10 protein-coding genes are annotated in these 15081 nt (G+C 61.8%); 9 read left to right on the top strand and 1 reads right to left on the bottom strand.

Annotated elements, in window-relative coordinates; all coding sequences use genetic code 11:
• Positions 1 to 28 precede the first annotated feature (28 nt).
• The 4 genes from ELQ88_RS19700 to ELQ88_RS19685 all read left to right on the top strand — a co-directional run bounded on the left by ELQ88_RS19700 (position 29) and on the right by ELQ88_RS19685 (position 4092).
• The gene (locus ELQ88_RS19700) at positions 29 to 1585 is read left to right on the top strand and encodes an aromatic/alkene/methane monooxygenase hydroxylase/oxygenase subunit alpha (RefSeq protein ID WP_138967153.1); all 1557 of its coding nucleotides are present in this window, start codon (positions 29 to 31) and stop codon (positions 1583 to 1585) included.
• A 63-nt stretch (positions 1586 to 1648) separates the two neighbouring features.
• Positions 1649 to 2008, top strand: a complete 360-nt coding sequence (locus tag ELQ88_RS19695; RefSeq protein ID WP_138967151.1) for a phenol hydroxylase subunit P4 — start codon at positions 1649 to 1651, stop codon at positions 2006 to 2008.
• Between the two features lie 10 nt (positions 2009 to 2018).
• A complete protein-coding gene (locus tag ELQ88_RS19690) occupies positions 2019 to 3080 on the top strand; it encodes a phenol 2-monooxygenase domain-containing protein (RefSeq protein ID WP_138967149.1) in 1062 nt (353 codons plus the stop codon).
• 100 nt (positions 3081 to 3180) lie between these two features.
• Positions 3181 to 4092: a transporter gene (locus ELQ88_RS19685; protein WP_138967147.1), complete on the top strand. Its 912-nt coding sequence runs from the start codon at positions 3181 to 3183 to the stop codon at positions 4090 to 4092.
• A gap of 34 nt (positions 4093 to 4126) precedes the next feature.
• Here the strand turns inward: ELQ88_RS19685 and ELQ88_RS19680 are convergent, their stop codons facing one another.
• On the bottom strand, positions 4127 to 5050 hold the full coding sequence (locus tag ELQ88_RS19680) for a DMT family transporter (RefSeq protein ID WP_138967145.1): 924 nt from the start codon (positions 5048 to 5050) through the stop codon (positions 4127 to 4129).
• Between the two features lie 99 nt (positions 5051 to 5149).
• Here ELQ88_RS19680 and ELQ88_RS19675 point away from each other — a divergent pair, with 99 nt between their 5' ends.
• From ELQ88_RS19675 to nirD, 5 genes are all read left to right on the top strand, one after another.
• Complete coding sequence (locus ELQ88_RS19675) at positions 5150 to 6019, top strand: LysR family transcriptional regulator (RefSeq protein WP_138967143.1); 870 nt, start codon at positions 5150 to 5152, stop codon at positions 6017 to 6019.
• 54 nt (positions 6020 to 6073) lie between these two features.
• A complete protein-coding gene (gene mdeB, locus ELQ88_RS19670) occupies positions 6074 to 8776 on the top strand; it encodes an alpha-ketoglutarate dehydrogenase (RefSeq protein ID WP_138967141.1) in 2703 nt (900 codons plus the stop codon).
• 171 nt (positions 8777 to 8947) lie between these two features.
• Positions 8948 to 11014: a maltose alpha-D-glucosyltransferase gene (gene treS, locus ELQ88_RS19665; RefSeq protein ID WP_138967139.1), complete on the top strand. Its 2067-nt coding sequence runs from the start codon at positions 8948 to 8950 to the stop codon at positions 11012 to 11014.
• Positions 11015 to 12129: 1115 nt separating this feature from the next.
• On the top strand, positions 12130 to 14691 hold the full coding sequence (nirB, locus tag ELQ88_RS19650) for a nitrite reductase large subunit NirB (RefSeq protein ID WP_138967137.1): 2562 nt from the start codon (positions 12130 to 12132) through the stop codon (positions 14689 to 14691).
• Positions 14691 to 15068 (top strand): nitrite reductase small subunit NirD, encoded by a 378-nt coding sequence (gene nirD / locus ELQ88_RS19645; protein WP_128869658.1) that lies wholly within the window; start codon positions 14691 to 14693, stop codon positions 15066 to 15068. Before nirB ends, nirD begins: the two co-directional genes overlap by 1 nt.
• Positions 15069 to 15081 lie beyond the last annotated feature (13 nt).

Below are 15081 nucleotides of genomic sequence, written 5' to 3'. Positions count from 1 at the left end.
TCCATAACAAAAATTCGGGAGCGCCATCATGGCCGTGAAAAAACGCCTCAATGCCAAAGAGAAGTATCGCTGCATGACCCGTGACCTGGACTGGGAGCCGAGCTACCAGACTCACGAAGACATCTATCCGCACGAACGCTTCGAAGGGATCAAGATCACCGACTGGGACAAGTGGGAAGACCCGTTCCGCCTGACCATGGACACCTACTGGAAATACCAGGCCGAGAAAGAGAAAAAACTCTACGCAATCTTCGATGCGTTCTCGCAAAACAACGGCCATACCACGCTGTCGGACGCCCGTTATGTCAACGCGCTGAAGCTGTTCCTGTCGGGCGTCACCCCGCTGGAGTACCAGGCGTATCAAGGTTTCGCCAGGGTCGGTCGACAATTCAGCGGTGCCGGTGCGCGAATCGCCTGCCAGATGCAGGCCATCGACGAGTTGCGCCACGTGCAGACCCAGATTCACGCGATGAGTCACTACAACAAGCACTTCAACGGCCTGCATGACTTCGCCCACATGCACGACCGCGTGTGGTTTCTTTCGGTGCCCAAGTCGTTCTTCGAAGATGCGCGCACCGCCGGCCCGTTCGAGTTTCTCACCGCGATCTCGTTTTCGTTCGAGTACGTGCTGACCAACCTGCTGTTCGTGCCGTTCATGTCGGGAGCGGCGTTCAACGGAGACATGGCCACGGTGACCTTCGGCTTCTCCGCACAATCCGACGAAGCCCGGCACATGACCCTGGGCCTCGAGGTGATCAAGTTTCTGCTGGAGCAACATGAAGACAACGTGCCAATCATCCAGCGCTGGATCGACAAATGGTTCTGGCGCGGCTACCGCCTGCTGACGCTGGTCGGGATGATGATGGACTACATGCTGCCGAACAAGGTCATGTCCTGGTCCGAAGCCTGGGGCGTGTATTTCGAAGAGGCCGGCGGTGCGCTGTTCAAGGATCTGGAGCGTTACGGCATCCGTCCACCCAAGCATGTCGAAGAGGCCAACATCGCCAAGGATCACGTCAGTCACCAGGCCTGGTCGATCTTTTATCAATACAGCCAGGCGACCAACTTCCATACCTGGATGCCGACCGACGAAGAGCTGGACTGGCTGTCGGCAAAATACCCGGACACCTTCGACAAAATCTACCGCCCACGGTTTGAACACTGGCGAGCGTTGCAGGAAAAGGGCGAGCGTTTCTACAACCCGACGTTGCCGATGCTCTGCCAGATCTGCCAGATCCCGCTGTCGTTCGGCGAGCCGGACGACCAGACCACCATCGGCCATCGCAGCGCCATGCACGAAGGCGAGCGCTATCACTTTTGCTCCCAGGGCTGCTGCGACATTTTCGAATACGAGCCGACCAAGTACATCCAGGCCTGGCTGCCGGTGCACCAGATTCTGCAGGGCAACTGTGGTGGCGCGGATGTCGAGTCCGTGGTGCGCGACTACTACAACATCAACCCGGGCGAGGACAACTTCGAGTACCTGGGTTCCGCCGAGCATCGCCGTTGGCAGGACTGGCACCCGAACGATCGCAACAGCGCGCCCGTCGCCCCCGCCGACCCGGACCTGCTCAAGGCCGGATGAAGCCATGCGCCGAAGCGGGCCTGCGGGTCTGCTTCACGCCCACATTACAAGAAGGACAAGATCATGCCCGTGACTTCCATTGGTGCCTATGAGGCCCAACCCCTGGACCGCCAGGAAAACTTCCATGGCCTGCAACTGGTGTACCTGTGCTGGGAAAAACACCTGATGTTTTGCGCGCCTTTTACCTTCCCGCTACCACCGGCGATGCCGTTCGCCGACTTTATCGAACAGGTGGTCAAACCTTCGATCGCCCAGCATCCGGATGCAGCGCAGGTGGACTTCAGCCAGGCACTGTGGCGCCTGAACGATCATCCGTTCACCCCCGACAATGCAGCAAGCCTGATCGATAACGGCATCGATCACAAAAGCCTGTTGCACCTCGACACCCCTGGCTTGAACGGCATCGCCGACAGCTTCAACTGAGGACCGGGTAATGAGCTACCAAGTAACCATCGAACCCACGGGCGAGCAGATCGACGTGGAGGAGGGCCAGACCATTCTCCAGGCGGCGCTGCGCCAGGGTGTCTGGCTGCCATTCGCCTGCGGCCATGGCACTTGCGCCACCTGCAAAGTCCAGGTGCTTGAAGGCGAAGCGGACCTGGGCGCGGCCTCGTCTTTTGCGCTGATGGATATCGAGCGTGACGAAGGCAAGGTGCTGGCCTGTTGTGCGATTCCGCAAAGCGACATGGTGATCGAGGCGGATATCGATGCCGACCCGGACTTCCTCGGGCATCCCGTCGAAGACTATCGGGCGGTGGTCAGCGCGCTGGTCGACCTGTCGCCGACGATCAAGGGCGTGCATCTCAAGCTTGATCGACCCATGGCGTTCCAGGCGGGCCAATACATCAACCTGCAGTTGCCCGGGATTGAAGGCACGCGGGCATTTTCCCTGGCCAACCCGCCCAGTCGCGCCGATGAGATTGAACTGCATGTGCGGCGGGTCGACTGCGGACTGGCCACCGGCAAAATTCATGACGACTTGAAGGTCGGCGACGCGGTGCAATTGTCCGGGCCGTATGGACAGTTTTTTGTGCGCACCTCACAAAGCGGTGACTTGATTTTCATCGCGGGCGGCTCCGGACTGTCGAGTCCGCAGTCGATGATTCTCGACCTGTTGGAGTCCGGCGATACGCGTCAGATCGTCCTGTTCCAGGGGGCGCGCAATCGTGCCGAGCTCTACAATCGCACCTTGTTCGAGTCGCTGGCGAGCGTTCACGCCAACTTCACCTACGTGCCCGCGCTCAGCCAGGCGGTAGAAGACAGCGAATGGACGGGGTTCAACGGCTACGTGCATGACGCCGCCAGGCAGTACTTCGACGGTCGTTTCAGCAATCGCAAGGCTTATCTGTGCGGGCCACCGCTGATGATCGATTCGGCGATTACCTGCCTGATGCAAGGGCGACTGTTCGAGCGCGACATCTTTATGGAGCGGTTCTACAGCGCCGCCGATGGCACCACTGAGGGTACGCGATCGGCGCTGTTCAAACGCATCTGAATCCACCGTTCCTGTGTTCCCGAAAAAGCCGGACATCGCCGATTGCTCCGTGATCGGCTGTGTCTGGCTGCCTATAAAAACAACAAAAAGGTCATTGACTATGAATGCTGTATCCAGAGCGACACGTGCAAGGCAATGGTGGCATGCCGGGCTAAGCCTGCTGGCAGCCACCAGCGCCGGGGTTCATGCCGCCGAGAACGGTGGGTCTTCCTACCCGATGGGGGCGGAAAACTACATGTCCGGCGCGATGCCGCCGCCGGGTCTGTACTCGCAGTTTTTTGTCGGCCACTACGAGGCTGACTCCCTGCGCGATAATCGCGGCGACAAAGTGCCGGTGGATTTTCGCGTGCGGGCCAACTCGGTGGCACCACGGCTGATCTGGGTCACCGAGCAACAGGTACTGGGAGGCAGCCTGGCCTTTCATGCTTTAGTGCCGTTAGTGGATCTCAAAGTTACAGTGAATGGCCAGTCACAGAGCAAGCAGGGGCTGGGCGACATCATCTTCGGCCCGGCACTGGGCTTTCATCACAGCGAGAAACTGCACAGCATCCTGGCCCTGGATTTCATCGCTCCTTCGGGGGAGTATGATGGCGGCGACCTGGCGAATATCGGCCGCAATTATTGGGTGATCGAACCGGTGCTGGCAGTGTCCTACGTTGATCCGAACGGGCTCAACGTCGATGCAAAAACCATGTATGACTTCAACCTGCGCAATGATGCCACGGACTACCGGTCCGGCCAGGAACTGCACGTGGATTACGCAGTAGGTTGGGGCTTTGGCAATGGCTGGGTGGTCGGAGTCGGCGGCTACATGCTGTATCAGACGACTGACGATCGACAGCACGGTGACCGTATCGACGATAACAAGGGCCGGGCGCTCGCCATCGGTCCCTCGGTGAAGTACACCAGCCACTCGGGATGGTTTCTTACCGCCAAATGGGAGCAGGAAACCGAGGTGCGCAATCGGGCTGAAGGCAACGCGTACCGGATGAAACTGACCATACCGTTCTGACGCGCTGGCAAGACAATGGGTAGCGGGTTCTGCGCTACCCGACCCGGCTGGCCTTGCCGGCGCAAAGCGGCTCCACCGGGCTCATCCCCAGCAATGGCAATCCCAAAAGCGTCAATCCCACGCCCACCAATGCACTGCTGGCCAACGGATCGCCGAACTGCAGCCAGGCCCAGATCATGGTCACCGGCGGGGTCAGGAACAAGGCGCCACTGATGCGCTGGATGCTGAAACGCTGCAGGCACAGCCAGTAAAATCCGTAGCCACCCAGCGTCGCAAAGACCACCAGCCACACCACGCCCACTGCAAAGCCTGTCCTCAGCGGCGGCCTGATTTCGCCTTCAAGGCCCGCCAGCACGGCAAACACCGGGATCACCGCACAGACTTGAATGAACAGCGCAGTCAGGGCGGACATCGAGGCCCCGGGCAGTGCTTTCTGGTACAGCGTCGCCGCCGCCAGGGACAGGACTGCCAGCAGCGGCAAGCTATACACCCACAGATTCGTCGCGTCCCATTCGACGCTGGCCGCGCTGGCCACCAGCATGCCGGTCAGGCACAGGGCCAGTCCCAGCCACTGCCAACCACGCGTGCGCTGCCCGGGCACGCTACCGGCCAACACCACGATCGTCAGTGGCAACAGATTGGCGATCAGTGAGGCCGTGCCTGGCGCTACACCCAGCTGAATGGAGGCGGCGATCGGTCCGATATAGCCGCCAATCGCGAACAGCCCCAGCAGTCCTTGATGCACCAGATCGCGGCGACGCAAGGCGCGCAAACCCGTCCAGGCGAAGGGCAGCAATACAGCCGCTGCCAGGATGAAACGCCAGAGCGTGGCCAGGTAGACGCTGCCCTGATCGGCCACATATCGGTAGCCGATGAAGCCGGAGCTCCAGCTGACGACCATGGCCAACAACAGCAAGCTGCTGGTCAGCAGCGATAAGCGGGAGGCAGTGACGTTCATCGAATGGCACCTGACAGTGGGCTCAGTTCGATGGTATGAATGAACAGGTGATGCAATCAAACGATACGATCAGCACAACTGGTGCAGGATTTATCAATCATGGCCGAAACGATCGATATTGAACTGCTGCGCACCTTTCATGCGATCGTGCGCTTTGGGCAGTTCCTGGCGGCTTCGAGCTTTTTGAACAAAAGCCCATCGGCGGTCAGTCTGCATGTGCGGCGCCTGGAAGCCCTGGCAGGGGGGCGCTTGCTGGAGCGTGACAACCAGACGGTCAACCTGACTCCCCTGGGCCGTCGCTTCGCCCTGCAAAGCGCCGAGCTCCTGTTGCTGCACGACCGGATGCTCGCCAGCTTCAGCACGCCGGTGGCCAGTGGCCGGGTCAGGCTGGGCATCTCCGAAGAGTACGCGGGTGCGGTACTGGGCTGTACGCTGCCGCATTTGACCGCGGACTTTCCCCACATTGAGCTGGAGGTCGAAACCGGTTCCAGCGGACGCTTGAACACTCGCCTGCAGCGCGGGCAACTGGATCTGGCGTTGCTGGTGGAGCCGGTTGAGGCGACTGCAGCCGAGGCGCGCTGCATAAAGACCTTGGGCATCACCCAACCCGTCTGGGTCGCCGCCCACGACTATCGGCTGGATCTCGCCAGGCCGGTGCCGCTGGCTTTGCACGGCAAGGGCTGTCCGTATCGAAGTGTCGCGATAGACGCGCTTAGCCGACTGGGCCGACGCTGGCGGGTGGTCATCATGAGTGCCGGGGTCACCGCCCTGGAAACCGCCATAGAAGCCGGACTGGCCGTCGGCATCGTCGACCGCGCCCAAGTGCGGCCAGGCATGCGCGTATTGACCACGGCGGACGGGTTGCCTGAATTGCCGGTGCATGAACTGCGACTGATGCTGGCCCCGGGGACATTGAGTGAAGCGGGGGATGTGTTGGCGGGGTTGATCGGGCACGGCTTTCAGCTCTGACGCCATGTCAGGACTATCCTGTTACTGAATCAACCATGACCCGGGGAGATGCCCATGAACCCGTCCGATCTTCACACCCGGTTACCGGGGCAGATCCCCGAAGACGCTCAAGAAATCGCTGAATGGCGCGATGCGTTGCTATCGGTCATCGCGCACGGCGGCACCGCACAGGCCAGGCAGATCCTGGACATGCTGGTGGCCGTGGCAAGCGCTTCAGACATCGGCTGGCGGCCCAGTCACGGCACGCCCTACATCAATACCATCAGCGTTGAACAACAACCGGTGTTTCCAGGGGACCTGGCCATCGAAGAGCGCCTGGCATCGATCATGCGCTGGAATGCCCTGGCCATGGTTGCCAGGGCCAATCACGCCTATGGCGAACTGGGCGGCCACATCGCCAGTTACGCGAGTGCCGCGGACCTGTTCGAAGTGGGTTTCAACCACTTCTTCAAGGCCCGAACCGAAACGTCCGGCGGTGACCTGGTGTTCTACCAGCCGCGCTCGGCACCTGGCGTCTACGCCCGGGCCTTTCTCGAGGGACGGTTGGCGGAACAGGATCTGCAGCACTATCGACAGGAGATAGGCGCGCGCGCCAACGGCGCCCGGGGGTTGTCGAGCTATCCGCACCCCTGGCTGATGCCGGACTTCTGGCAGTTCCCGACCGGCTCCATGGGGATCGGGCCGATCAATTCGATCTACCAGGCGCGCTTCATGCGGTACCTGGAGCACCGCGGCCTGCAAGACACCAGCGCAAGGACCGTCTGGGGGGTGTTCGGCGACGGTGAAATGGATGAGCCGGAAAGCATGTCGGCCCTGACGCTGGCGGCGCGTGAAGGGCTGGATAATCTGGTCTGGGTGATCAACTGCAACCTGCAGCGCCTGGACGGCCCGGTCCGGGGCAACGGGCGCATCATCGATGAGCTTGAGGCGCTGTTTGGCGGTGCCGGCTGGAATGTCATCAAACTGGTCTGGGGCTCCGACTGGGATGCACTGTTTGCCCGGGATAACGACGGCGCGCTGGTCCAGGCATTGTCCAGCACCGTCGATGGCCAGTTTCAAACATTCGCGGCAAAAGACGGACGCTTCAACCGCGATCGATTCTTCGGCCAGAACGAGGCGTTGGCGGCGTTGGCCGAGGGCCTGACCGACGAGCAGATCGACCGTCTCAAGCGCGGAGGTCACGACCTGGTCAAGATCTTTGCCGCGTATCAACGTGCACTGCGCGAGGGCAAGCAGCCCACGGTGATATTGGCGCAAACCAAGAAAGGCTTCGGTATGGGCGCTGCGGGGCAGGGCAAGATGACCGTGCACCAGCAGAAGAAACTCGATAACGAGGCAGTGCTCGCGTTCCGCAACCGTTTCAACCTGCCGTTGACCGATGAGCAGGCGATCTCGCTGAGCTTCTTCAAACCCGAGCAAGACAGTGCGGAAATGCGCTACTTGCATGAACGCCGCCATGCATTGGGCGGGTACATGCCGTCGCGGCCTGCGACCTGCGAGTCATCATTGGCCGTGCCCGATGTACACAGCTACGCCGGGTTTGCCCTCACCGCCGAAGGCAAGGAAATGTCCACCACCATGGCCTTCGTGCGGATGCTCGGCGGTCTGCTGCGGGACAAGCCACTGGGGCCGCGAATCGTGCCGATCGTGGCGGATGAGGCGCGGACCTTCGGCATGGCCAGCCTGTTCAAGCAGATCGGTATCTATTCCAGCGTGGGGCAGCGCTATGAACCGGAGGACATCGGTTCGATCCTCAGTTATCGCGAAGCCCTCAATGGCCAGATTCTCGAAGAGGGCATCAGCGAGGCCGGCGCCATCAGTTCGTGGGTGGCCGCCGCGACCAGCTATTCGGTGCATGGCCTGCCGATGCTGCCGTTCTACATCTATTACTCGATGTTCGGCTTCCAGCGCGTTGGCGATCTGATCTGGGCGGCAGCGGATCAGCGGGCTCGCGGGTTCCTGCTTGGCGCAACCGCGGGACGCACGACGCTGGGGGGCGAAGGCCTGCAGCATCAGGACGGCAACAGCCATTTGATGGCGTCGATGGTGCCCAACTGCCGTGCCTACGACCCCGCGTTCGCCGGTGAGTTTGCGGTGATCCTGGATCACGGCATGCGCCAGATGCTGGAGCGTCAGGTCGACGAGTTTTATTACGTCACCCTGATGAACGAAAGCTACCCGCAGCCCACCCTGCCTGAAGGCGTCGAACAGGCGATTATCAAGGGCATGTACCTGTTTGCCCGGCATCAAGGCGAGGGCGCGCGCGGCGCAGTCCGGCTGTTGGGCTCCGGCGCCATCCTGCGCGAAGTGATGGCCGCCGCCGAGTTGCTCGCCAGCGATTGGGAGGTCGACAGCCAGGTCTGGAGCGTTACCAGCTTTTCCGAGCTGGCACGGGATGCCCGTGAAGTGGAGCGCTGGAATCGCCTTCACCCCGGACAGCCCGCGCGCCGCAGCCATGTCCAGGCCTCGCTCGACGACGCGGCACCGATCATTGCCTGCACCGATTACGTTCGCGCCTTGCCACAGCTGATCGCAAGCTACCTCAAGGCCCCTTACACCGTGCTCGGCACCGATGGTTTTGGTCGCAGCGATACCCGTAGCCAGCTGCGCAGGTTTTTTGAAGTGGACCGTTATCAGCTCGTCTTGAGTGCGCTGACTGCACTGGTACACGAGGGCCGCCTCGACGCCGGCGTCTGTGCCGAGGCCATTGCGCGCTATGCCATTGACGTGGATGCACCGGCGGCTTGGGACGCTTGAAGCCGGGCTTCTGGCCCGGCCGACCCGCCTCGCCAGGCATGACAGCGCGCCTATCACACCGCCGTGATGCAACGAATGCCACGCCAGGGCCTCATATAAAGACGAGCGGAGCCATTGATACCGATGCAATGGCCGATTGCGGTTTCACCCCGACAATAGGTAATTGTTTATATGACGGCTGCTGAAAAGAACCAAGTGACCTGGTTGGTCGAGCAATCCATGCTGTATGCCGCAAGGCAGCGAGCCAGGCTTTACTCCGGGCAAGGTCGATTGTGGCAACAGCCCTATGCCCATACGCGGCCCCGTGATGCTTCGGCCCTGGCGTCCGTCTGGTTCACCGCGTACCCGGCATCCATCATCACCCGGGAAGAGGGCACCGTGCTGGAAGCGCTGGGTGATGAAGCCCTGTGGCACGCGCTGTCGAAAATCGGTATCCAGGGGATTCACAATGGCCCGCTGAAACGCTCTGGCGGCCTGAAGGGAACTGAATTCACCCCGACGATCGACGGCAATTTCGACCGGATCAGCTTCGACATCGACCCGCAACTGGGCACCGACGCGCAACTTCACGCGCTGACCCGCATGGCCGCCGCGCACAACGCGGTCATCATCGATGACGTAATCCCCTCGCACACGGGCAAAGGCGCGGACTTTCGCCTGGCCGAGATGGCGTATGAGGACTATCCGGGGCTCTACCACATGGTGGAAATCCGCGAAGAGGACTGGCCGTTGCTGCCGGAGATTGCCGAGGGGCGCGATGCGCAGAACCTCAGTCCGCCGCAGGTCGACATGCTGCGGGACAAACATTACATCGTCGGCCAGTTGCAGCGGGTGATCTTCTTCGAACCCGGGGTCAAGGAAACCGACTGGAGCGCGACATCGGTGGTGATCGGGGTCGACGGCAAGCCGCGTCGCTGGGTTTACCTGCATTACTTCAAGGAGGGGCAACCGTCGTTGAACTGGCTGGACCCGACCTTCGCCGCGCAACAGATGATCATCGGCGACGCGCTGCATGCAATCGATGTCATGGGCGCGAAGATCCTGCGCCTGGACGCCAACGGTTTCCTCGGCGTCGAACGCAAGCTGGATGGCACCGCCTGGTCCGAAAGCCACCCCTTGTCGATCACCGGCAACCAGTTGCTGGGCGGCGCGATTCGTAAGGCTGGCGGCTTCAGTTTTCAGGAGTTGAACCTGACGGTCGACGACATCGCTTCCATGTCCCACGGTGGGGCCGACCTGTCGTATGACTTCATCACCCGGCCGGCCTACCAGCATGCGTTGCTGATGGGCGACACCGAATTTTTGCGTTTGATGCTGCGTCAGATGCACAACCTCGGCATCGACCCGGGCTCGTTGATCCATGCCCTGCAGAACCATGACGAACTGACCCTGGAGCTGGTGCATTTCTGGACCCTGCACGCCCACGACACCTTCCTCTATCAGGGCCAGACCTTTCCCGGCAACATTTTGCGCGAGCACATCCGCGAGCAGATGTACGAACGCCTGGCCGGTGAGCATGCGCCCTATAACCTCAAGTTCGTCACCAATGGCGTGTCCTGCACCACCGCCAGCATCATCACCGCGGCGCTCGGCATTCGCGACCTCGACGCGATTACCCCTGCGGATATCCAGCAGATCCGCCAGGTTCATTTGCTGCTGGTGATGTACAACGCCATGCAACCCGGGGTGTTCGCACTGTCGGGCTGGGACCTGGTGGGTGCACTGCCGTTGCCGGCGGAGCAGGTCGCGGACTTGATGCTCGACGGCGATACCCGCTGGATTCATCGCGGTGCCTACGACCTGGTCGATCTCAATCCCGATGCACCGCTGTCGGCGGGGCAGATGCCGCGGGCGAAAACCTTGTATGGCAGCCTGCTCAGTCAATTGGACGACCCGGATTCGTTCGCCTCGCAGCTGCAGAAGATTCTCGCGGCGCGCCGCGCCTACGATATCGCCGCCAGCCGCCAGATCCTGGTGCCGGATGTCGAGCATCCGGGGCTGTTGATCATGGTCCATGAGTTGCCGGCCGGCAAAGGCACGCAAATCACCGCGCTGAACTTCGGCTCGACACCGATCACCGAAACCCTGCACCTGCCCAATATTGCGCCCGGGCCGGTGGTCGACATCATCAATGAGCGGGTCGAGGGCGATCTCACCGCTGAGGGCGAGTTCACCATCACCCTGGATGCCTATGAAGGACTGGCGCTGCGGGTGGTCAGTAGTTCGCCGATGATCTAGGGCTGCATGGCCCGGATAAAAAACGCCACTCGTTTTCGGAGTGGCGTTTTTTATTGCGCGATGTCAGCGCTCGGACCGAAGTCAAAATGTAGGAGCTGGCTTGCCAGCGAAGAGGCCAGTACATCCAACATCGATGTCGCCTGACACGCCGCCTTCGCTGGCAAGCCAGCTCCTACAGGGGATCGGGGTCGTACTCAGATACCGCGCCCGGCGCAGATCAGGGGATCGGGGTCGTACTCAGATACTGCGCCCGGCGCAGATCAGGGGATCGGGGTCGTACACAGATACTGCGCCCGGCGCAGATCAAATGTAGGAGCTGGCTTGCCAGCGAAGAGGCCGGTACATCCAACATCGATGTCGCCTGACACGCCGCCTTCGCTGGCAAGCCAGCTCCTACAGGGGATCGGGGTCGTACACAAATACTGCGCCCGGCGCAGATCAAATGTAGGAGCTGGCTTGCCAGCGAAGAGGCCGGTACATCCAGCATCAATGTCGCCTGACACACCGCTTTCGCTGGCAAGCCAGCTCCTACAGGGGATCGGGGTCGTACACAAATACTGCGCCCGGCGCAGATCAAGGGATTGGGGTCGTACACAGATACTGCGCCCGGCGCAGTTCAAATGTAGGAGCTGGCTTGCCAGCGAAGAGGCCGGTACATCCAACATCGATGTCGCCCGTCACACCGCATTCGCGAGCAGGCTCGCCGCCAGACTGTTGCGCGAGGCCCTGCTCAATCCCCGTTGAGCTGGCCGGCGCGTGATCCGTGCACTTTTATAAAGCCCTGATGCAACCGCTGCACTATGCGAAGGCAAAACCGCCGGTGTCCGACCCTGTACCCTTGCGTCGCCAAGTGCCCGGTACGCGGGCCTGAAAGCGCTGTCTGCACGATCTGGCACAGTCGCTGCATAGCCCTTTACAGGCCCGCCGCGAATACAGTCGAGTGGGCAGCCCCTCTCGGTCAACGACGATCGATTCGTGGGCAACATCGGTGAATCAGGCATAGACGTCTGGTTTCAACACCGCAAAAGAACAGGCAAAGACGCCTGGAACCGCAAGGTTTCAGGCGTTTTTTTTTGCATTTTTGAACCGTGACGGGCTTTAGCCGGGTGCTACTTATGAATTCCAATGTTGGCGCGTTGAACAAACTGCAGACGCTGGTCGTGATCGGCAATGGCATGGTCGGACATCATTGTGTCGAACAGCTGATCGAGCGCGGTGCCCTCGATCACTATCGGCTGCATGTGTTCAGCGAGGAGCCGATGCGCGCCTACGACCGTGTGCACCTTTCCGAATATTTCACCGGTCGTGATGCCGAGTCGCTGGCGCTGTCCGATGCGTCGCTGTACCAGACCCCGGGCGTGACCCTGCACCTGGGCGTGCCGGTGCTGGAAATCGACCGCGGCCGCCGCCAGGTGATCACCGCGCAAGGTTGCGTCGCCTACGACAAGCTGGTGCTGGCGACGGGCTCCTATCCCTTCGTGCCGCCGATCGAAGGCGCCGAGGGCGACTCGCGCCTGGTCTACCGCACCCTGGAAGACCTCGACGCGATCCGTGCCGCGGCCGCCAACGCCCGGCGTGGCGTGGTGGTCGGCGGTGGCCTGCTCGGCCTTGAAGCCGCCAACGCCCTGAAAAGCCTGGGCCTGGAAGCGCATGTGGTGGAGTTCGCCCCGCGCTTGATGCCGGTGCAGCTGGACGAGATGGGCGGCCTGGCGCTCAAGTCGCAAATCGAACGGCTCGGCGTCGGTGTGCACCTGTCCCGCGCCACCCAATCGATCACTGCGGGTCAGGACTACCGCTACCGGATGAATTTTGCCAACGACGAATGCCTCGAAACCGACCTGGTGGTGTTCTCCGCCGGTATCCGTGCGCAGGATGCGCTGGCCCGTCGATGCGCGCTGGACATCGGCCCGCGCGGTGGCGTGGTGATTGACGACCATTGCCTGAGCATCGACCCGAACATCTACGCCATCGGCGAGTGCGCTTCCTGGAACGGCAGCCTGTTCGGCCTGGTCGCGCCCGGCTACCAGATGGCGCGCAGCGTCGCGGCGCGGTTGTGCCACCAGGTCGCGGAACCGTTCACCGGCGCCGACATGTCGACCAAACTCAAACTGCTGGGGGTCGATGTCGGCTCCATCGGCGATGCCCACGGCAACACGCCGGGCGCACGCAGCTATCAGTTCCTCGACGAAACCAGCGCCAGCTATCGCCGCCTGGTGGTGGACGCCACGGGCAAGCACGTGCTCGGCGCGGTGCTGGTCGGCGACAACAGCTACTACGACACGCTGCTGCAATACATGCAGAACGCGATTGCGCTGCCTTCTGAGCCAGCCAGCCTGATTCTGCCATCATCCGCAGGCGCGCCGACCCTGGGCCCGGGCGCGTTGCCCGAGTCGGCCACGGTGTGCTCGTGCCATAACGTCACCAAGGGTTCCATTTGCTCGGCCATCGACGGCGGCTGCACCGACCTCGGCCTGCTCAAGGCGCAGACCAAGGCCTGCACCGGTTGCGGCGGTTGCGCCGGGTTGCTCAAGCAGGTGTTCGAGCATGAATTGATTGCCCGTGGCGTCAGTGTCGACAAAAGCCTGTGCGAGCACTTCGCCTATACCCGTCAGGAGCTGTATGCACTGGTGCGGGTAGAAGGGGTGATCACCTTTGAAGAACTGCTGGCCAAACACGGCCGCGGCCACACCGGGTGCGATGTGTGCAAACCGGCGGTGGGTTCGATCCTCGCTTCATGCTGGAACCAGCCGATCATGGACGCCTCGCTGGTGCCGTTGCAGGACACCAACGACACGTTCATGGCCAACATGCAGAAGAACGGCACCTATTCGGTGGTGCCACGTATTCCCGGCGGCGAAATCAGCGCCGACAAGCTGATCGCGATCGGCGTCGTGGCGAAGAAATACGACCTCTACACCAAAATCACCGGCGGCCAGCGCATCGACCTGTTTGGCGCGCAGTTGCACGAATTGCCGGACATCTGGGCCGAGCTGATCGCAGCCGGTTTCGAGACCGGCCACGCCTACGGCAAGTCGACCCGCACGGTGAAGTCCTGCGTCGGCAGTACCTGGTGCCGTTATGGCGTGCAGGACAGCGTGCAGATGGCCCTGACCATCGAGGACCGCTACAAGGGCCTGCGCTCGCCGCACAAGCTCAAGTTCGCCGTTTCCGGCTGCACCCGGGAATGCGCCGAAGCCCAGAGCAAAGACGTCGGCGTGATCGCCACCGAGAACGGCTGGAACCTCTACATTGCCGGTAACGGCGGCATGCGCCCGCGCCACGCCGAGCTGTTCGCCACCGACCTCGACGATGCGACCCTGATCCGCTACATCGACCGCTTCCTGATGTTCTACATCCGCACTGCCGACAAACTGCAGCGCACCTCGGTCTGGCGTGAAAGCCTGGAAGGCGGCCTGGACTACCTCAAGGACGTGATCATCCACGACAGCCTCGGCCTGGGCGCCGAACTCGAGTCGCAGATGCAGTTGGTGGTCAATCGTTATGAATGCGAATGGGCCAACGCCCTCCAGGACCCGGAAAAACTCAAGCGCTTTCGCACCTTCGTCAACGATAAACGCCCGGACCCGGACATCCACTTTGTCCAGGAACGCGGCCAGCGGCGTCCGATCATGGCCGCCGAACTCAACCTTATCCCTGTCATCGAGGAGATTGTCTGATGAGCCAGTCCACTACCCAGCGTGTCGCATCCCTGACCCACACCGATGTCTGGCAAACGGTGTGCGGGCAACAGGATCTGGTCAGCAACTCCGGCGTGGTCGTCTGGCTCGACGGCGCACAAGTGGCGCTGTTCTACCTGCCGAGCGTTCACGGCAAGACCTTGTACGCCATCGACAACCATGACCCGCAATCCGGCGCGAATGTGATCGGCCGCGGCCTGGTCGGCAGCATCAAGGGCGACCTGGTAGTGGCCTCGCCGATCTACAAGCAGCACTTCCGCCTGGAGGACGGCAGTTGCCTGGAGTACCCGCAACAGCGCCTGCGGGTGTGGCCGGTGCGCTTGAATGGCGGTGTGGTGGAGGTGGGGGTGGCTTGATGCCACGCTCCTT

It is taken from the genome of Pseudomonas sp. MPC6 (assembly GCF_006094435.1).
Classification (GTDB): Bacteria; Pseudomonadota; Gammaproteobacteria; order Pseudomonadales; family Pseudomonadaceae; genus Aquipseudomonas.
The sequence above is the reverse complement of the archived record's forward strand: the minus strand, read 5'-3'. Positions and strand labels throughout refer to the sequence as shown.